Origin of the sequence: Acetobacter fabarum (assembly GCF_040702925.2) — a bacterium.
GTDB lineage: Bacteria > Pseudomonadota > Alphaproteobacteria > Acetobacterales > Acetobacteraceae > Acetobacter > Acetobacter fabarum_B.
In genome coordinates this window covers 100,608-119,307 of record NZ_JBFCXX020000004.1, presented here as the reverse complement: position 1 = coordinate 119,307, position 18,700 = coordinate 100,608, and the positions used below count along the sequence as shown (strand labels likewise).

Annotated in this window: 19 protein-coding genes and 1 tRNA gene; 15 read left to right on the top strand and 5 right to left on the bottom strand. The window is 59.9% G+C overall.

All coding sequences use genetic code 11. The annotated features are described in order from the left end of the window. Positions 1-42 precede the first annotated feature (42 nt). The 4 genes from tatB to AB2L51_RS05080 are packed head-to-tail and all read left to right on the top strand — an operon-like array spanning position 43 to position 3,260. On the top strand, positions 43-798 hold the full coding sequence (gene tatB / locus AB2L51_RS05095) for a Sec-independent protein translocase protein TatB (RefSeq protein ID WP_395581522.1): 756 nt from the start codon (positions 43-45) through the stop codon (positions 796-798). Then, complete coding sequence (gene tatC, locus AB2L51_RS05090) at positions 795-1,616, top strand: twin-arginine translocase subunit TatC (protein WP_395581523.1); 822 nt, start codon at positions 795-797, stop codon at positions 1,614-1,616. The genes tatB and tatC overlap by 4 nt, the downstream gene beginning before the upstream one ends. A gap of 3 nt (positions 1,617-1,619) precedes the next feature. Beyond that, entirely contained in the window at positions 1,620-2,888 is a 1,269-nt protein-coding gene (serS, locus tag AB2L51_RS05085; protein WP_395581524.1) for a serine--tRNA ligase, read from the top strand. 36 nt (positions 2,889-2,924) lie between these two features. Continuing rightward, entirely contained in the window at positions 2,925-3,260 is a 336-nt protein-coding gene (locus tag AB2L51_RS05080; RefSeq protein ID WP_086646638.1) for a DMT family transporter, read from the top strand. 57 nt (positions 3,261-3,317) lie between these two features. Here the strand turns inward: AB2L51_RS05080 and AB2L51_RS05075 are convergent, their stop codons facing one another. Both AB2L51_RS05075 and AB2L51_RS05070 read right to left on the bottom strand, forming a co-directional pair. Beyond that, positions 3,318-5,732 (bottom strand): protein-disulfide reductase DsbD family protein, encoded by a 2,415-nt coding sequence (locus tag AB2L51_RS05075; protein ID WP_395581525.1) that lies wholly within the window; start codon positions 5,730-5,732, stop codon positions 3,318-3,320. Positions 5,733-5,824: 92 nt separating this feature from the next. Beyond that, positions 5,825-6,040 carry a zinc-finger domain-containing protein gene (locus AB2L51_RS05070; RefSeq protein WP_395581526.1) on the bottom strand — a complete coding sequence of 72 codons (216 nt, stop codon included), beginning with the start codon at positions 6,038-6,040 and terminating at the stop codon, positions 5,825-5,827. A 59-nt stretch (positions 6,041-6,099) separates the two neighbouring features. Between AB2L51_RS05070 and AB2L51_RS05065 the strand changes: the two genes are divergently transcribed. The 5 genes from AB2L51_RS05065 (at position 6,100) to AB2L51_RS05045 (ending at position 10,608) form a co-directional block, all read left to right on the top strand. Continuing rightward, entirely contained in the window at positions 6,100-7,242 is a 1,143-nt protein-coding gene (locus AB2L51_RS05065) for an alpha/beta fold hydrolase (protein WP_395581527.1), read from the top strand. A 114-nt stretch (positions 7,243-7,356) separates the two neighbouring features. Continuing rightward, a tRNA-Arg gene (locus tag AB2L51_RS05060) sits at positions 7,357-7,433 on the top strand. 220 nt (positions 7,434-7,653) lie between these two features. Next, positions 7,654-8,238: a hypothetical protein gene (locus AB2L51_RS05055; protein WP_395581528.1), complete on the top strand. Its 585-nt coding sequence runs from the start codon at positions 7,654-7,656 to the stop codon at positions 8,236-8,238. Between the two features lie 10 nt (positions 8,239-8,248). Beyond that, positions 8,249-9,679, top strand: coding sequence for a cryptochrome/photolyase family protein (locus AB2L51_RS05050; protein ID WP_395581529.1), 1,431 nt, complete (start codon positions 8,249-8,251; stop codon positions 9,677-9,679). Between the two features lie 167 nt (positions 9,680-9,846). Continuing rightward, positions 9,847-10,608, top strand: a complete 762-nt coding sequence (locus tag AB2L51_RS05045) for an SDR family oxidoreductase (RefSeq protein WP_395581530.1) — start codon at positions 9,847-9,849, stop codon at positions 10,606-10,608. 105 nt (positions 10,609-10,713) lie between these two features. On the opposite strand, the gene AB2L51_RS05040 is transcribed toward AB2L51_RS05045, so the two are convergent. Then, the gene (locus AB2L51_RS05040; protein WP_395581531.1) at positions 10,714-11,184 is read right to left on the bottom strand and encodes a c-type cytochrome; all 471 of its coding nucleotides are present in this window, start codon (positions 11,182-11,184) and stop codon (positions 10,714-10,716) included. 143 nt (positions 11,185-11,327) lie between these two features. On the opposite strand from AB2L51_RS05040, the gene AB2L51_RS05035 reads away from it, so the two are divergent. Further along, entirely contained in the window at positions 11,328-12,443 is a 1,116-nt protein-coding gene (locus AB2L51_RS05035; RefSeq protein ID WP_395581532.1) for a THUMP domain-containing class I SAM-dependent RNA methyltransferase, read from the top strand. Between the two features lie 120 nt (positions 12,444-12,563). Beyond that, complete coding sequence (locus tag AB2L51_RS05030; RefSeq protein WP_395581533.1) at positions 12,564-13,076, top strand: hypothetical protein; 513 nt, start codon at positions 12,564-12,566, stop codon at positions 13,074-13,076. A gap of 120 nt (positions 13,077-13,196) precedes the next feature. On the opposite strand, the gene AB2L51_RS05025 is transcribed toward AB2L51_RS05030, so the two are convergent. Both AB2L51_RS05025 and AB2L51_RS05020 read right to left on the bottom strand, forming a co-directional pair. Beyond that, positions 13,197-13,499, bottom strand: a complete 303-nt coding sequence (locus AB2L51_RS05025) for a TehB family protein (RefSeq protein ID WP_395581534.1) — start codon at positions 13,497-13,499, stop codon at positions 13,197-13,199. Positions 13,500-13,527: 28 nt separating this feature from the next. Beyond that, a complete protein-coding gene (locus AB2L51_RS05020; RefSeq protein WP_395581535.1) occupies positions 13,528-13,929 on the bottom strand; it encodes a group III truncated hemoglobin in 402 nt (133 codons plus the stop codon). A 147-nt stretch (positions 13,930-14,076) separates the two neighbouring features. On the opposite strand from AB2L51_RS05020, the gene AB2L51_RS05015 reads away from it, so the two are divergent. The 4 genes from AB2L51_RS05015 (at position 14,077) to AB2L51_RS05000 (ending at position 18,573) form a co-directional block, all read left to right on the top strand. Then, entirely contained in the window at positions 14,077-14,553 is a 477-nt protein-coding gene (locus AB2L51_RS05015) for a hypothetical protein (RefSeq protein ID WP_395581536.1), read from the top strand. Between the two features lie 54 nt (positions 14,554-14,607). Then, the gene (locus AB2L51_RS05010; RefSeq protein ID WP_395581537.1) at positions 14,608-15,324 is read left to right on the top strand and encodes a Crp/Fnr family transcriptional regulator; all 717 of its coding nucleotides are present in this window, start codon (positions 14,608-14,610) and stop codon (positions 15,322-15,324) included. A 317-nt stretch (positions 15,325-15,641) separates the two neighbouring features. Beyond that, positions 15,642-16,862 carry a nitrate/nitrite transporter gene (locus AB2L51_RS05005; protein ID WP_395581538.1) on the top strand — a complete coding sequence of 407 codons (1,221 nt, stop codon included), beginning with the start codon at positions 15,642-15,644 and terminating at the stop codon, positions 16,860-16,862. Between the two features lie 34 nt (positions 16,863-16,896). Continuing rightward, positions 16,897-18,573: an alginate export family protein gene (locus AB2L51_RS05000; RefSeq protein WP_395581539.1), complete on the top strand. Its 1,677-nt coding sequence runs from the start codon at positions 16,897-16,899 to the stop codon at positions 18,571-18,573. Positions 18,574-18,700: the final 127 nt, after the last annotated feature.

The window sequence follows — 18,700 nt, the reverse complement described above, 5'->3', positions numbered from 1 at the left end:
TATGTTGTGGGGTGCATGGGGTGGGCGTGAACGGGGCTTGGTATGTTTGATTTTGCATGGTCGGAATTCGCCCTGATCGGCGCGGTGGCTCTGGTTGTTATTGGCCCCAAGGACCTGCCGGTTGCTATTCGCGGGCTTGCAAAAGGCATTAAAAAAGCCCGTGCGCTGGCCAGCGAGTTCCAGTCCCAGTTTGATGAGGTGGTGCGTGAGGCTGACCTGTCCGAGGTGAGCGAGCATGTGCGGGACCTGAAAAACCTGAACGTGCGCGGCCGGATCATGAAGGCGCTGGATGGCGATGGCAGCCTGAACAGGGCTGTATCCGCCCCGCCGGTAACCGAGCGTTTTGTCCCCTCCGGCCCCAGAGCGCTGGATGCCATACCCCGCTCGGCAAGCTCCGCACCCGCAACAGCGGACTACGCCACCACGCCTATGGGCCATGAGCATTACGGCTCCACCCCGGCATGGCAGGAGAGTGTGCAGGACCGGCAGGTGGACAGTGCCCCCCCCGAGTTGCCCCCCATTATCGTGCGCCGCATCCTGCGTGAGCAGGACCGGCTGCATCCGCCTGCCATTCTCCCCCCTGTGCGGCTTATGCATGCGGGCCATAGCGTGGCCCCCGGCGTTATTGCCGGGCTGGTGGACCAGCAGGGTACGGGACAGGCCGTTGCATTCCCCTCCATGCCAGAGCAGCCCGCACCAGCGGATGCGGAACCAGCGGGGGAAGAGGCAGAGAATAGAACGCAGGCCGTTACGGCAGTACATGGACCCGCCAGCACGACAACGGACCCGCAGGCATGAGCGATAACGCCCCCCATCAGGAAGACCCGATCCACGACCAGCCCATGCCTCTGCTGGAGCATCTGCTGGAGCTGCGCCGCCGCCTGCTGTGGTCGGGGGCGGCTTTTATTGTGTGCTTTGCCCTGTGCTACCATTACGCGGGTGATATTTACCTGTTTCTGGCCCGCCCGTTGGGCGAGATCATGCGCCAGCGTGGGGAACAGCCCCACCTGATTTATACCGCACTGTACGAGGCGTTTTTTACCTATATCCGGGTGGCCCTGTTCGGGGCGGCGTTTTTGTCCTTTCCCATCGTGGCCATACAGGCGTGGATGTTTATTGCGCCGGGGCTCTACCGCTCGGAAAAACGGGCTTTTGCGCCGTTCCTTATCGCAACGCCCGTGCTGTTCGTGGCAGGGGCGGCGCTGGCGTATTACTTTATTTTCCCGGTGGCATGGCGGTTTTTCGTGTCGTTCCAGACACCGGGTGCGGGGGGCGATCAGGTGCAGATCGAACTTCAGGCCAAGGTGTCGGAATATCTGTCTCTGGTCATGAAGATGATCATGGCGTTTGGCATTGCATTCGAACTGCCAGTGGTGCTCAGTCTGCTTGCCCGTGTGGGTATTGTGACCTCCACCATGCTGCGCAAGTTCCGTCGCTACGCCATTGTGGGCGCGTTTGTGCTTGGGGCCATTTTTATGCCGCCCGACCCCATTACCCAGTTCGGTCTGGCTGTGCCGCTGGTGTTGCTTTACGAAATTTCCATTCTGTGTGCCCGTCTGATCGAGCCTAAACGGCCGCTGGCGGATACGACCAACCCCGAGCAGGAGGTTCCCTGATCCATGCATGACATCCGCGCCCTAAGAGCCGACCCCACGGCGTTTGATGCAGATCTGGCGCGCCGGGGCATGGCTCCCGTCGCTGCGCAGCTTCTTGCATGGGATGAGCAAAAACGGCAGGCCCAGACCCTTTTGCAGGACAAGCAGACCCGCAGCAAAACTCTTGCGCGTGAGATAGGCACCCTCAAACGCACAGGGGGAGATACAGCCGGGCTGGAAGCCGAAGGTGCCTGCCTGCGCACGGATATGGAAGTGCTGAAGGAGAAGGTGGACACGCTGGGCAACCAGACCACCAGCCTGCTGGCCACCCTGCCTAACCGGCTGGACCCGGGCGTGCCCGATGGCCCGGACGAAACCGCAAATGTGGTGGTGCAGACATGGGGCACCAGACCTGACTTTGCCTTTGCCCCCAAACAGCATTTTGAGCTGGGTGAGGCTCTGGGCCAGATGGATTTTGCCACGGCGGCCAAGCTTTCGGGGTCGCGCTTTGTGGTTTTGCGGGGCGCACTGGCACGGCTGGAGCGCGCTCTGGGCCAGTTTATGCTTGACCTGCACACCACGGAGCATGGCTACACGGAAACACAGGTGCCCGTTCTGGTGAATGATGATGCCATGTACGGTACCGACAAGCTGCCCAAGTTTGCAGACCAGTCCTTTAGAACGGAGGATGGCCGCTGGCTTATCCCCACAGCCGAGGTGCCGCTGAGTGCTTCGGTCGCGGGGGATATTGTGGATGGCTCCGCCCTGCCCATGCGCCTGACCGCACTCAGCCAGTGCTTCCGTAGCGAGGCCGGGGCCTCCGGGCGGGACGTACGCGGTATGCTGCGCCAGCACCAGTTTGAAAAAGTGGAAATGGTCAGCGTGACTACACCGGAGGAGAGTGACGCCGAACACGAGCGCATGACCCGCTGTGCAGAAGTTGTGCTGGAAAAACTGAACATTTCCTACCGCCGCATGCTGCTGTGTGCGGGGGATACGGGGTTTGGCGCCGCCAAGACGTTTGACCTTGAAGCCTGGCTGCCGGGGCAGGACGCCTGGCGCGAGATTTCGTCGTGCTCGAACACGCGCGACTTTCAGGCCCGGCGCATGAATGCACGCTATCGTGCACAGGCCGGTGGTGCCCCGGCCTTTGTGCATACCCTCAATGGTTCCGGGCTGGCTGTCGGACGTACCCTGATTGCCGTGATGGAAAACTACCAGAACGAGGATGGGTCCATAACCATACCGGAGGTTCTGCGCCCCTATATGGGGGGTCTTGAGCGCATTGCGTAACGTCTGGCGCGTCACGCCTGTTTCGGGTTTGTGGGCGTGACTCACAAACCGCTGCTGCTGCTGGGCATTGCTATTGTGGCGGAAGTGATTGGTACGGCCTGCCTTGCGGCGTCGCAGGGGTTTGCACGCTGGCTGCCTGCGACCATCAGCCTGCTGGCTTATGGGTGTGCGTTTTACTTCCTGTCCATCCCGCTCAAAACCCTGCCCGCAGGCGTTGTGTACGCCTTGTGGTCGGGCGTTGGCATTGTGCTGATCTCGGTTATTGGCGCGGTGTTTTTAAAACAGACGCTCGATGCCCCGGCCATTGCTGGCATCGCCCTTATTCTGGCCGGTGTGGTGGTCATCAACCTGTTTTCCACCACCACGCATTAAGCCCTCCGCAGCCCTGCTGGCAGGGGCGTGGTGCAGGCTGGAGCCGTGCCGTCGCTCTCAGTGTATGGGGGTTATGGTGCGGAGCACCAGCCCCTGTGTCAGAATCTGGGGGAGCACCACGGCATCACCCTGTGTGGGCACAAACAGATAAAACGGCACACCGTCGCGCCCATGCGCATGCAGAAAAGCCGTTATGGCCGGGTCACGCCGGGTCCAGTCCCCGCGCAGGACCGTTACGCCGTAGCGGGCCATGGCTGCTTTTGTGGCATCGGTGTTCAGGGCCACGCGCTCGTTTACAAGGCAGGTAATGCACCATGCCGCCGTCATATCCACAAACACGGGTTTACCGGCTGCATGCAGGGTATCCAGCCGTTTTTGCGAAAAAACTTCGGTCCCGTCGGGTAAAGGCGTAGCCGTACCGGGCTGTTGTGCCGCCTGCTGTTGCAGGGCAGGGAGCAGCGCCATGGCCCCCAGCAGCCCCAGCAGGGCAACACCATACAGGGCCGTGCAACTCCGGCTGTGGCCCATGTGGCGCTGGCGCTTTTGGGCAATGCCATACACCCATGCGGCAAACGCCAGACACACCATGCCTGAACACAGCAGCAATACTGTTGTGGCGCCCCCTTCCACCGTGGCAACCCAGAGCAGCCATACACAGGTCCCAAGCAGGGGGAACGCCAGAAACTGGCGTAAATAGTCCATCCATGCACCGGGGCGCGGCAGGTGGCTAGCCAGTGCGGGGCTAAAGGCCAGCAGCACGTAAGGGGCTGCCAGCCCAACGCCAAGGGCCGCAAACACCACGAGCCCGGTCAGCGGCGGGCCTGCAAGGGCGCCAGCAATGGCAACCCCCATGAACGGAGCCGTACAGGGGGAGGCCACAACCACAGCCAGCAGGCCGGTCAGCACATCATGCGCAAGCCCGTGTTTACGGGAGGAGGCATTGCCCAGAGCGGGGGGGAGAAAGGCAAATACATCCAGCAGGTTGAGCGCCATGGCAAACAGCAGCCAGGTGATCATACCCACAAATACGGTGGACTGGAACTGGAACCCCCAGCCCGTAGCACTCCCCCCAACCCTTAGCGCCATGACCAGTGCGCCAAGGGCTGTAAAACCTGCAATAACCCCGGCGGCGTAAGCTATGGCACTCTGTTTTTGGTGCTTGCGCTCGCTTTGGCCCATACGGGCCACGGCCAGCGCCTTCATGGCCAGAATGGGAAAAACACAGGGCATCAGGTTCAGCACCAGCCCGCCCAGTAACCCCAGTACGATAAAGCGGAGCAGGTCGCCTGTTGTGTTGCTACCCTCTGCCGGTACGCTACCTGTAGGGGCGGCTGTGTTGGATGTGGAGCTGGCCTGACTGGCAGCACCTTGCTCTTCGGGCTGTGTGGGAGCGGGTTGGGGTGCGCCTGCTGGTGGAGTTGCCGCCGGTATCTGGCGTGGCATTTCACCCAAGGCAGTGGTCTGTACCGGGGCTGGTGTCTCCAGCTGTGGGATGGCCTGTACGCTCAGGGCGCGTTCGGCTCCGTCTGGTGCCTGCAGGACCAGAATACCCGCCAGAGGTCTGTTGCTGGCAAAACCTGTTGTGGGTTCAAGGCGGAGGGACAGCCCATTGGCATCAAATGTCAGGGTCTGTGGTGCGGCTTCGGCAATCTGCCCGCGTTCTTGGGGCATGAACCACGCATTCCCCACGGACTGCCGGTTCAGGCCCGGTGCCTGCACATGCAGCACACCGGCAGGGCTGACTGTGACCGGGTAGGGAGAAGGCACAGGCGTATGCTGGGCCGCCTGCACAAAAAGAGATGCCTGAGCAGAGGCCAGCGGAGCCCCTGTGGGCAGGGTCAGGGTAAATGTACCGTCTTCGGGAATGCAGGACTGCTCGCATACAAGCCAGCTTGCCTGCGCGTTCAGGCTTGTCCAGCCGTGCGCGTCTGCCGTGCCGGGTTGGAGGTGCAGCGTAACCGGCAGTACAACATCCCCCGTATAGGCGTAGGACATAAGGGAGGCATCCCTTATGCGCTGGGGGGTGGGCCAGATAATGGTCCGGGCGGTGCCCTGTAATGCGCCCGATGCGGTGACACTCAGGCTGGCAGGGTCCCCCGCATCTCCGGGGTTGAGCCAGTATGTGTGCCATCCGGGCTGGAGTTGCAGGCGCAGGGCAACATGTAGCGGGGCATTGGCGCTGGCGGTGCTGGCGTCCGTAATCAGGGTAGCGGTGCTGTGGGCACTGACCACAGGGGCACTCTGCGCAGCCTGTGCGGCAGAGGGCAGGCTGCTGGTGCAGGCCAGTGCTATCCCCAGTAGTCCCGCCAGCCCCGTTGCCAGTCCTCCCTCCAGTCCTCCCGCCAGCCGTGCCACCCGTTCAGAATCCCGCAAAAACAGGCGGCGGGGTGTGCGCGTGCTGGCAGCCGCTGGTGCGGAGCACGCAACCTTGGGGGCAGGGAGTTGGGCGGCGGAGCAGGCGGGGCGGCGCATCAACGTCAGCTTTCAGCACGGGTATGGGGCTATAGGGTCAGCATACGCAAAGCCTGACTGTGTGGGAAATGGATCGTGTGCCCGCCGCTGGATTAATGCCCGGAGTCGGCTGCTGCACCAGGCTGGAGCACAAACAGGCGCGAACAATAGGGGCATACCGTCTGGTGCCCACCGATCCTGAGCCAGACGCGCGGGTGGCCCAACTGGCCCAGTCCGCCATCGCAGGCAATTTTACGCTGATCGACCAGAATGGTTTCCACATGCCCCAGACGGGGGTGGGGAACGGGGTTTGCCGGTTGGATAAGCATGGGTTCAAAAAGCCTCGTATCAGGTTGGCAGGTACGGGTGTGGCGCAAAGTCTGGGGGGATGATACGCATTGTAGCCGTGGTTGTGCAGCAGGCATCTTTTCCCATACGCGTGAGCAAAGGCTTACTCCGGCGCTGGAGCAGGGCTTTGCCTCTGTTCGTATGTGGGCTGGCTCTGCTTGGAGGCTGCGCCAGCGTGCCACCCCCAGCACCTGTTCCTCCCCCCCGGTATGCCGCCGCCGCCCGCCTTGTTCCGCCTGATGGGGTGATGACCCTGCGGGATGGTGCGGCCATACCCGTACGGGTGTGGCAGGCCCATGGGCGTGAACGCGCGGTTGTGCTGGCCCTGCACGGGTTTAATGACAGCAGGGACGCATGGGAGTCTTCTGCCCCGGCTCTGGCAGCGCAGGGGATTACGCTTGTCGCCCCCGACATACGCGGCTTTGGGGCCGCCCCCCTGCGTGGTGGCTGGGCAGGAAGTGCCCAACTGGTTGCCGACGCGCGTGAGGAGGAAGCACAGACCCGCCAGAACCACCCCAACGTGTCGCTTTACCTCATGGGGGAGAGCATGGGGGGCGCTGTGCTTATGCTGCTCATGTCCGGCCCGGATGCCCCCAAGGTCGCGGGGACCATATTGCTGGCCCCTGCTGTGTGGGACCTTGGAGTGGGGGCGGATATTCCGCTTGATGTGCTGGCCACACTTTTTCCCAGGCGTTTTGTAACGGGGCGCGAACTGCCAGTGCATGTTGTGGCCAGCGACAACCCCGCAGCCCTTATCCGCCTGTATTATGACCCGCTCACCCTGCGCCAGACCCGGCTGGAAGCCCTGCGTGGGCTGGTCGCACTCATGCGCAGCGCAGCGCGTGCGGCGCCAGGGGTGCATGGCCCCGTCCTGTGCCTGTATGGAGATCAGGACCAGCTTGTGCCCCCGCAGGCCATGGCGCAGGCATGGGGGGAACTGCCGCCGTCAGCCCGGCTGGACCTGATAACCGGGGGGCACCACCTGCTGCTGCGTGACCGGCGCGGCGCGCTGGCGCAGGGGGATATTGCCAGCTGGATCAACCAGCCAGAACGTTTTTTGCCATCAGGGGGCGATATAACCGCCGCCGTATGGCTGGCGCAGGAGCAGGGAGCCAGTGGGCTGGGTGGGCGCAGCCCGGCATGGTTCCTGCCTGCCAGACTGGATGGTGTTGTTCCTCCCTAAGTTCTGTGGTGGCGCCTTCGCAGAAGTTCTTCTGCTGGTGCTGGCCTGTTCGGGCGCATATGAAAGATAAAGGCTTGGCAACGCCCCCCGCTTTAGGTTAGGAGATGGGCCAACGGACCCGTAGCTCAGCTGGATAGAGCGTTGCCCTCCGAAGGCAAAGGTCACGCGTTCGAATCGCGTCGGGTCCACCATTTCCCTGTAAAAATAGCCAGAAACTGCGGTTTATAGGCCGGGTTAGACACTTTCCCGTTTTGGGTTAGACCCGTCCGGGCTGTTCTCCCCTGTTTATGCTGCGGGTAAGTGCTTCTCGCGTGCGCACAGACTGTTTATTTTTGGCCATTCATGCCAGATTGCGCGAGGTATTCAGGACAGCTTTTTTACAAACGGTGGATAAAGGGCGCGGCAGTGGTGATGAAGCGGAAACTTTTTGTTGTGGCATCCTGCCTGTTTATTGCATCAGTCGCTGCCTTCCTGCCTGCCGTCAGCGCACAGGCGGCCTCTGTGCCCCGGTCACCCTATGCCGCCAATGATGGCGAGAGCACCTTATGCGTGTCCGGCCCGGTTTACATTATTGATGTGCATGTGGTGGTGACCGTGAATGATGTGGAACACACAATCAGCACTGCGGCGTCTGAAGTGTGCTCGGTCAATCCGGCCAATTTTTCCGATGTTGTGGTGCAGGGCGCACCGCCGCAGGGTGGGGTGCCACTGGAAGTCAGTAAAAAAGTCGGGGTGGAAGGCACAATCCGCCTGAATGGTCGCACGGCAACGCTGGAGACCAATGTGTACCTGCCTACCAACGGGGGAGGTGGCCAGTGCGGCAACAGTCAGCCGGGGGATGGCAGCCCGCCGTGCAAAAGCAGCGCCCTTGGGGTTAACCTTGCCAAAACATGGATCTTTACACGCAATACATGGCGTGATTTTTACGTAGGACCAGATGATAACGGCAACCCGGTCAAGGTGCTTGTGCGTCTGTCCGATGGTCCGGTGAACTAACGCGGCCACCATGCACGCAACAGGTGCCGGTGTGGGTAAGGCCAGCCTATCCCCCGTTGTGGTCTGGTTCCGCGATGACCTGCGACTGGCCGACAACCTTGCCCTGACCAGCGCCGTGCGGAGTGGGCAGCCCCTGTGGTGTGTATATGTGCACCCTGCTGGCCCGGCCTGCACAACAGGTCTGGACTGGTGGCAGACCCGGAGTGTGCAGGCGCTGGACCACGCCTTGCGCGCATATGGTGGCCGCCTGCATCTGTTTGTGGGGCAGGCGGAGCAGATCCTGCCTGAACTGGTGCGTGAAGGCGGGTGTAAGCAGGTGTTCTGGAACCGCCGTTACGACCCGGCGGGTAAAGCGACGGATACCCGGCTCAAGGCCCAGCTTAAACAGATGGGTGTGGCGGTGCACAGCACGCCGGGCAGCCTGCTGCATGAGCCATGGACCGTGCGGAGCCGGGCGGGGCAGCCTTTTCAGGTTTTTGGCGCATTCTGGCGTGCGGCCAGTGCCGCGGCCCATTACCCGGCACCTTTGCCGGTTCCCCCCGGTATGGTGTTTGCATCATGCACGGCTTTGCCAGACGCACAGAGATTGCCCGACGCCGCGGTGCAGAACCTGCCGGGATGGGCGGAGGCCATGCGGCCCTACCACGCTTTTGCCGAGCAGGACGCGCAGGCACAACTGCATGACTTTATGGCCCATGCCCTGCAAAACTATGCACAGGACAGGGATTTCCCCAGCAGGGATGCAACGTCCGGGCTTTCTCCCTTTTTGCGTACGGGCCAGATAACACCCGCACAGATCTGGCACGCCGTGGCGGCGGCAGGTGTGCAGGATGGAGGGGCTAAATTTCTCTCCGAAATCGGGTGGCGGGAATTTGCGTGGTCCTTGCTGTGGGAACACCCGGATATGAGCACGCGCAATCTCAGACCCGAGTTTGATACAATGCCATGGCGGGTAGACCCTAAGGGGCTGGAATGCTGGCAAAAGGGGTGCACGGGTTACCCGCTGGTTGATGCGGGCATGCGTCAGCTCTGGCAGACAGGTCTTATGCACAACCGGGTGCGTATGGTTGTGGCGTCCTTTCTGGTCAAACACCTGCTGATTGACTGGCGCGAGGGCGAACGCTGGTTTGCCCATACGCTGGTGGATCATGACCCAGCAAGCAACCCTATGAACTGGCAATGGAATGCCGGGACCGGGGTGGAATCGGCACCTTTTTTCCGGATTATGAACCCTATCCTGCAATCGCAGAAATTCGACCCCGATGGTGTGTATATCCGGACATGGGTGCCCGAACTGGCGGGGCTGCGTGGCCCGGATATTCATACCCCATGGCAGGCAACCCTGTTGCAGCCGACGGGCTACCCCAGCCCCATTGTGGACCATGGCGTGGCGCGCGCGCGGGCACTGGCGGCATGGAACGCGCAAAAAAACGGGACATGAACAAGGTCCGCACGGGTCTTGTGCGTGGCTTACCCGGGGAGTGAGGCGTAAAAGCCTGATTTTTTTGAAAATACGGTGAAGACAATAATTTTTTTGACGGGCATCAAGGCCAAAGGCCCCGGTTTGCGTTTGTCATGACAGGACAGAACAAAACATGGAGCAGATACATGACCCGCGTAGCAGGAAAAGTTGCCATTGTGACAGGGGCCGCCAACGGTATTGGCAAAGCCACCGCAATTCTGCTGGCCAAGGAAGGTGCCAGGGTTGTCGTCGCCGATCTGCAGGAAGAAGCCGGGCACAACACGGTAGCCGAAATCAAGGCCGCCGGGGGGCAGGCCCTGTTTGTCAAACTCAACGTCACGCAGGAAGCAGACTGGCAGAATGCCGTAAATCTGGCCGAGCAGACCTTTGGCAGGCTGGATATTGCGGTCAACAATGCCGGTATCGCCTATAGTGGCACGGTGGAAAGCACGAGTCTGGAAGACTGGCAGCGTGTGCAGTCCATCAACCTCAACGGTGTGTTCCTTGGTACCAAATATGCCGTTGAAGCCATGAAAAAAGCGGGGGGTGGGTCCATTATCAATCTGTCCTCCATTGAAGGGCTGGTGGGGGACCCCACCCTTGCAGCTTATAACGCCAGCAAGGGCGGTGTACGTCTGTTTACCAAATCCGCCGCATTGCACTGTGCCAAGTCGGGCTACAGGATCCGGGTCAATTCCGTGCATCCGGGCTATATCTGGACCCCCATGGTGCAGGGGTTGACCAAGGATGCAGCAGACGCACGCCAGAAGCTGGTGGACCTGCACCCGCTTGGTCATCTGGGTGAACCGGACGATATTGCTTACGGTATTCTGTATCTGGCGTCTGACGAATCCAAGTTCATGACCGGGAGCGAACTGGTGATTGATGGTGGCTACACAGCCCAGTAAGCCATTTTGTACCCCCGGTGCCTGAACGGGCCGTGGGCAATAAAAAAGCCTCCCGCAATACTATGCGGGAGGCTTTTTTGTGGGCTGCCGTAATGGGGCAGCGGCTTATGGCAGCGGGTGGGCTGCGTTAAGCGTGTTGCGTTCTTCCAGAATCTGGCCGGGCTGGAGCGGGGTTGCGCGCGCGTTCTTGATTTCGTCCGCAGTAAAGGCCGGGGCGGAGGCATCGCCCGACAGGGCGGAAACATAGCTCAGCAGTGCTGCAATATCATCATCCGACATGGCGGCCATGGAGGGCATGTAACCCATATAGGACATGCCGGCAGCCTTCAGGCTGCCTGCCAGACCGTTGAGCATGACGTGCATGACGTAGGTTTTGCCCTCGGGCGTGGCTGCAATCTGGTTGATGCGGCCTTTAAGCGGAGGGAACTGCCCGGGCACGCCGCTGCCGGTGCTCTGGTGGCACATAGCGCAGTGTGTTGCGAACAGTTGCGCACCATCGGCTGCGGCGTGTGCGTTCCCTGCAAGGCCAGACAGGCCCGCAGTCGCTGCCAGCACAGCCAGAATGGTTTTTTTCATGAAAAACTCCTGCTCAATCGTTCGGTTGCGCAACAATTATACACGGGTTTGACCGTATCTCAACTCCCCTTGCGCACAGACCCGCATACGGATGGAGCAAGGATAAAGTTGCCGTTGGGCTGGCTTCCTGTCATTCAGGCGTCATGACGAAAGACAAGGACTTTGAGATCTTTTTGGCCACCGTGCCGGGGCTGGAATCCGTGTTATGCGCGGAGGTGCGGCTTAAAGGGTTCAGGCAGCCCGTGGCCGTGCCCGGCGGGGTTGTTATCCGCGGCGGGTGGCCGGAGGTCTGGCGCGCAAACCTGTGGGTGCGTGGGAGCAGCCGGGTTCTGGCGCGTATAGCGTCTTTTCCTGCTGTGCATCTGTCCCAGCTCGACCGGCGCGCGCGGCAGGTTGCGTGGCAGGACGTTCTGCGCCCGGATGTGCCCTTCCGGGTGGAGGCAAGCTGTGCGGGCTCACGCGTGTACCATGCCGGTGCTGCGGCCGAGCGCATAGGCAAAGCCATTGCCCAGACGCTGGGTGCCACGCAGGCGGATGACGCGCCGGTGCTGGTGCGTGCGCGTATTGAGCAGAATATCTGCACCATAAGCGTGGATACATCGGGCGATCTGCTGCACAGGCGTGGTTACAAACAGGCGATTAACCGCGCCCCCCTGCGGGAGACAATGGCGGCCCTGTTTCTGCGCCAGTGTGGCTACAACGGGCAGGAACCGGTGCTGGACCCCATGTGTGGTTCGGGTACGTTTGTGATTGAGGCCGCTGAAATTGCCGCCCGTCTTAACCCCGGCCGGGCGCGCCACTTTGCGTTTGAACTGCTGGCGACATTTGACGCGCAGGCGTGGCAGCAGATGCGCGCGGTTAAAAGCGAACGCACGCCTCAGGTCCATTTTTATGGGAGCGACCGGGATGCGGGCGCCATAACCATGAGCCGCGCCAACGCCGAACGCGCAGGCGTGCAGGACTACATAACCTTTGCACAGACCCCAATCAGTGCCCTGCGGCCACCACCGGGGCCTGCGGGGCTGGTCATTGCCAACCCACCCTATGGCACCCGCATCGGGGACAAGCAGAGCCTGCTCCCCCTTTACAGTGCGTTTGGGCAGACCATGCTGGCGCATTTTCCGGGTTGGCGTGTGGCTCTTGTCACGACCGAGGCAAAACTTGCCCACGGGACCGGCCTGCCATTTTTGCCGCCCGAAGCCCCCGTGCCCCATGGGGGACTGCGTGTTTCATTGTACCAGACCGCACCGTTGCCATAGGGGATGGTGTGGTAGGGGGTGGGCATGACGGACATGCCAGCACGCCCCCTTTATTTCCCTCACCCTGCTTTATAGAAAGAAGCCCGATCAGCAGGTGAGTCAGGGGTGAGGTGCCAGAAAATGAGTGTGACATGGGGCGATTTTCAGGCCGTTGTGCAGTTATCGGCTGGTCTTAACGTGGCTATTCTCAGCTTTGTGGACATCAGCCTGCCCGCCATCAAGGAGCGGCGGCGCGTGTTTGCCAAGGCGCGGCAGGAACTCGATATTCACCGCAAAAATCCCAACAAACGTACAGAAGCCGAAATCAAGGAACACACCGCCGCTGTGGATGATGTGGACCGCAAGCTGTTCGACCTGTGGCGGGAGACATCGGCGTTTGAAAGTGTTGAGGACTCCTTGCTCAAATCAACCGGCGTACTCGGGTTTTGTGGCGCGGTGCTGAGCATAGGGCTGCTGTGGTATTCCGCCCTGCATTATGATGTCCCCATCCTGTTTACAGGGGAACTGCTGACCGTCATTTCGTTCGGCTCCCTGCTGGGTGCGTTTCTGATCAATTATTTCACGGCATCCAAGGCGTCCCAGTATGCCAAGCGGTGTAATGACCTGCGCACCCATATGCGCCTGCATCTTTAGGAATGAAACCTGAAAGATGCTGAGGGAAAAAGCAATTCTGTAGAGTGGGTGCGCCGTAGGGCAGCCGGTGGCCAGAGCCGTGCAGAGCGGGTGGAGCATGACGCGTATGAGCGGAGTTGCTCAGATGTGGACAGGGCGGGAAAAAAGAGCATCGGGTGGTGACTGATCGTAAAAATCCACTCTCATCGTCATGGTGCCGACGGGTGTCACAAAATGTGGCTGCTGCGGCAGGATCAGGCCGGGGGTGGCTGGTGTCAGCAGGAGTTCGGATGGCGGGTCGAGGTAAGTGAGCTTCAAGGTGCCTTCAAGCACCCGGATCACCCCCCACACCCCCGCTCTGGTGTTATGGCGCGTGCGCAAGGCGGCAGGCAGCGTGTCCTGATCGAACACGGGTGTGGAACGATATGGCTCGACTTCGGTCATGAGCGTGACTTTTCAGAAGTGTTCTGTTTCAGGGCGCTGTGTTGTGTTGGGGTACAGCACGTCTGGCGTAAAAAGAGAGGGCCAATTGCAGACTTCTGGCAATGTTGGCGGCCTTGTCCTGAAGAGTGGCGGCAACATCTGCTGGCATGTGTGTGGATGTGGTCTCGCGCCACAGGGCCAGCCACCGATCGAACAGTTCTGGCGTAATCCTGTCACGGAACTGCATATGCGCCGGTACTGGCTGGCCTTTGTAGCGTCCGGTACCCAGCATGACGGAAGACCAGAAAGCCGTTAGCGTTTGCAGGTGCTCCGGCCAGTCGGTCACGACATCTTCAAAAATGGGGCCGAGGTCAGGATCGGCCCGGACACGTGTGTAAAAGGCTTCGACGAGCATCGTCAGCCAGTCTTCGTTCAGTAGCAGTCTGCTCATGACATGAACCTCCTTAACTGGGTGTTGAGCACATTCTATCTGATGCGACTGGCAGAAAGGTTGCGCCAGCGCAAACCCGGCAGGGCAAGAATGCACTAGAAATGCAGTCTGACAGATAAAAATGGCAACTTTCCCAAGGAGGAATGGATGGACGAACTGGCAATCGCCCGAGCACTGCACGTGATTGGGGTCGTGATCTGGATTGGCGGGGTCTCAATGGCCACCACCGCGGCTTTGCCAGCCCTGCGCCATGGTGTGTTCGGGCCTGACAGACTTGCGGCTTTTCAGGCTTTTGAGCGCCGTTTTGTGTGGCAGGCGCGCAGTGCTGTGGTGCTTGTCGGGCTGAGCGGGCTTTTTATGGTCATGAAAATGGACCTCTGGGCCCGTTTTTCTGAACCCGGTTTCTGGTGGATGCACGCCATGGTGGGGCTGTGGCTGGTTTTTGCCCTTGTTCTGTTTGTTGCGGAGCCTCTTGTTCTCCACCGGCGTTTTGATGTCTGGGCAAAGCGCGACCCGGATGCCGCTTTTGCCGCCCTGCAACGCGCGCATGCTGTACTGCTGGTGCTGGGCCTTGTGACCATTTTTGGTGCCGTGGCAGGCAGTCATGGCTGGTCACTGTTCTGATCGTGCGCATGGCAGGAATACCCTGCGCGGCATAAGGGGTGTAAAGGTCATGGCATGTCTGAGCAAAAAACACGTCCAGAGGATACGGCCAAGGCCATTTGCGCACTTGATCTGGTGAAGGGACTGCCGTCCGGGGTTAAGGCGCATGTTGTCTCTTTGGCGCGGGTTGATGTTTTACCGGGTGGGGTCAGTGTTCTCACGCAGGGGGGGCAGGCGCAGCGCGCCTATGCGGTGCTTGTGGGGGCTGTGCGTATCCGCCAGATCGGGAGCGATGGCGCGCAGGCGCTGATGCGCATGATTGCACCGGGGGAGATGTTTGGCACCGTCGCGCTGTTTACCGAAGGGTATTACCCGGCGGATGCTGAAACAGCGATGCCCTCGCATATTGCAAGCTGGTCAAAAGCGGATTTTCTGGCGCTGACCGTGAACCACCCGCAAATTGCGATCAACATTATCGGCATGGTCGGGCAGCGGCTTGCCAATGTTCAAAACCGCCTGCGTGAAATGGCAACCCAGAGCGCAGAACAGCGCATTGCCCATGCCCTGCTCATGCTGGTTGAGCAAAGTGGTGCCGTGCAGGCTGAGACCGGTGTGATCTGTGTGCCTCTACGTCGCAGGGATGTGGCGGAACTGGCCGGCACAACACTCCATACCGCCAGCCGCATGCTGGCCGCGTGGGAGAAAGCGGGGCTCCTTGCCCGCTCACGCCAGATGCTGGCTGTGCGTGATGCAAACAGGTTGCGCAGCATTGCACAGGGTGAACTCTCGTAGAAAAATGGAGTGCAGCGCACGCATTGTTCCCAGACTCTTCCATGGCCCTTCCGGGTTATGCGGAAGAGTTGCAGTTTTATCAGATATGCGCCTTCGGTGTGGCAAAAATCGAACAATGGCCAGCGAAGGACGGTCTGCGCATAAAAACATTTTGACATCGGAATAACATGAGGTCATCCTTGGAACAGATAGGGTAGATGTCAACGCAGGCATTCGATCCATAAGGTCATGATGATATCTACATTGGGGGCCAATGATGGCCTTCTTGCCCATGGTGGGCGTGTCTGACTTTCAGTCCGGCACTAGGTATAGGTATTATGGATAGAGGTTTCCTCAAAGCTGGTAATCCCCGCACTCTTCTTGCCGCTTTTCTATATTTTGATGTGTCGTTCATGGTCTGGGTGCTGCTTGGACCACTGGGCATAGCCATATCGCATGATCTGCACCTGAATTCCGCCCAGAAAGGGTTGCTGGTGGCCATGCCAGTGCTCGCAGGGGCCTTGTTGCGGGTTGTTGCTGGCGCACTGGTTGACCATTACGGCCCGCGCCGCGTTGCCATAGGCATGCAGTCCTTTGTTATTGCCGGTCTTGCGGCAACATGGATGCTGGCACCACACAGCTATATCGGCCTGTTTCCGGTGGCTTTTGTTCTGGGTGTGGCCGGGGCTTCCTTTGCGGTGGCGCTGCCGCTGGCGTCGGGCTGGTACCCTGCGCAGTATCAGGGCACAGCGCTGGGTATTGCCGGGGCTGGTAATTCCGGCACGGCGCTTGCCTCCCTGTTCGCGCCGGGGCTTGCGGCCCTTTATGGCTGGACCAACGTGTTCGGGCTGGCCACGCTGCCGCTTGTTCTTGTGCTGTGTGCTTTTATCTATCTTGCCAAAGAACCCCCCCGCCACCCGAGTGCCGGCCTTGTGGCATGGCTTCCGGTTTTGAAAAAAGCCGATTGCTGGGCACTGATGTTCTTTTACGGCGTAACATTTGGCGGCTTTGTCGGGCTGGCCTCCTTCCTGACCATCTATTTTAATGACCAGTATGGCCTTTCCCCCGCAGTGGCGGGGAGCTGCACCGCGCTGGTTGTGTTTGCAGGCTCTTTTATCCGCCCGCTGGGTGGCGCGCTGGCAGACCGTATTGGGGGCGAGCGCGCGCTGTGCATACTCTACGGGGCAGCAACCGTTATTTTTGGCCTGATCGGTTTTGGGCTGCCTACGATCTGGCTGGCGTTTCCCGCTTTTTTTGTGGGCATGCTGGTGCTGGGTCTGGGGAGTGGCGCCGTTTTCCAGCTGGTTCCCACACGTTTTGCGCAACAGGTGGGCATATTGACCGGGCTGGTAGGCATGAGCGGTGGGGTTGGCGGGTTTTACCTGGCATCCTCGCTGGGTGCCGCACGGCAGGCCACGGGGTCTTATAGTCTGGGGTTTCTGGCTTTTGCCGGTATTGCTCTGGTGGCGCTTGTCTGTGTATCCATCTGCCGCAGAAGCTGGAGTAAACCAGCGGGCGCACAGGGTACTGACACGACCGGCTTTTCCGCAATTTCCTGATTTCCCTTTTAGCTATGGATTATAAGACGTGACCATGAACAAGAATTGCACGCGCCTCAGGTGCGCCATTTTTCAGAGCTGGCCAATCTCGGTTCATGCGGCTGTGCTGCTGGGCACTGTGGGGATACACCCCGCATTGGCGCAGACAGTCAGTGCGCCAGCACAGGATACCGCCCCAAGTGCGCGCCAGATCATTGTGGCGGTAGAGAAAAAAAACACGCCCAAACCCGCAAAAGCGGCGGAGCACATCCCGCATACACAGGATTGGGGGGTGTTCAACGCAGGCAAGCAGGCAGCCAGCGGCTTTGGAACAATGGCGGGCTTCGGGCAGGTCCGCTGGGCGGAGGACTGGAGCGATCTTGCGAATGTGCCGTTGGCAAAAAGAAACAAGGACTGGTTCAATCGTCTTAAATACATACGCCTGAATAACACAGGTAGTATCTGGCTCTCCCTGAGCGGGGAGGAGCGGCTGCGCTATATATTTGAAAACCAGCCCATGATGGGTACAGCAGGCAAAACCGATTCCAGCCGCGTGCTGTTGCGCAACATGTATGGTGCAGACCTGCATCTTGGTGAACATGTGCGCGCCTATGCCGAATTTTTATGGGGTGTGGCCGGGGGTTCCAATTACTACGGGTATCAGGCAGGCACACAGCGCGAGCGACTGGACCTTCAGCAAGGGATTCTGGAGGTAAAGGGGCGGTTGCTGGGGGCCCGCATGGGGGTTATCGGCGGGCGGCAGGTGTTTGTGGATGCGCCGGTTTCCATGCAGTCAGCCCGTGACCTGCCCAACGTGCAGCAGACATGGGACGGCGTGCGTGGCTACGCGGTATGGAAGTCCTTCCGTGTTGACCTGTTTGACTTCATGCAGACCAATAAAACGCCTGTTGATGTGTTTGCGGATGGCACAAGTTATAATGCCCGCATGTATGGGGCCTATACTTCCACGGCACTGCCATCATTTTCCTTTATGAAGCAGAAAAGCCAGCTTTTTGCCGATGTGTTTTTTATTGGGTACCTGTTTAACGGGGCCAATGCGGCTCTGCCGCTTGCCCAGGCGGGCAAGACGGAAGCAGGCTCTACCCGCAGGGATAATATAGGCGGGCGTCTGTGGGGGAATGCAGGTCCGTTTGATGTCAATCTGACCGGGGTTTTTCAGGGAGGGCAGTTTCGTCCCGCGCAGGAGAGCGCGCAAACCCGCCCTGTCCGGGCGTTCGCGGTTAATGGCAGTATTAGCTGGAATGCAAAAAACCTTCTGGGTAAACCTTCTTTCGGGATTCAGGGGGATGTGTTTTCCGGTGGTAATTATAACAGTAAAAACGGCGCAGTCGGGACTTTTGTAACACCTTATGTCGCACTGCCTTATTATAACGACGTCACACTCGCCCTGACCTCCCAGAACCTTGTGGGGGTTGGTCCAGTGATTACAGCCGCACCAAAGCCAAATCTGCGCCTGAGGCTCCATGTTCCCGCCTTCTGGCGTGAGAGCACGCAGGATGCCGTGTATGGAACAGGCAAGACCTATGCCTGGCGGAATAACCTGCATGGGGGCTTTGTTGGCGTTTCTCCTCAGGTGCAGGTTGCATGGAGCTTTGCCCCGCATTTTACCTGGACACATGATATCGCAGGCTTTGCCTCATCCCACGGCATGCGTGAGGCTGGAGCAAAAAGCGGCATGTTTTACATGCAGACCATGGAGTTCAAGTTCTAGGGCCATGTGCAGGAACGACGTGGGTGAGGGTCTGCCCTGTTGTGATATGTGGTTCCCTATTGATTTTATTTCGTGTATGGAACTAATTGGAAGCATCCCATAACAGTTACCGTCAGCGGCGGTGGTA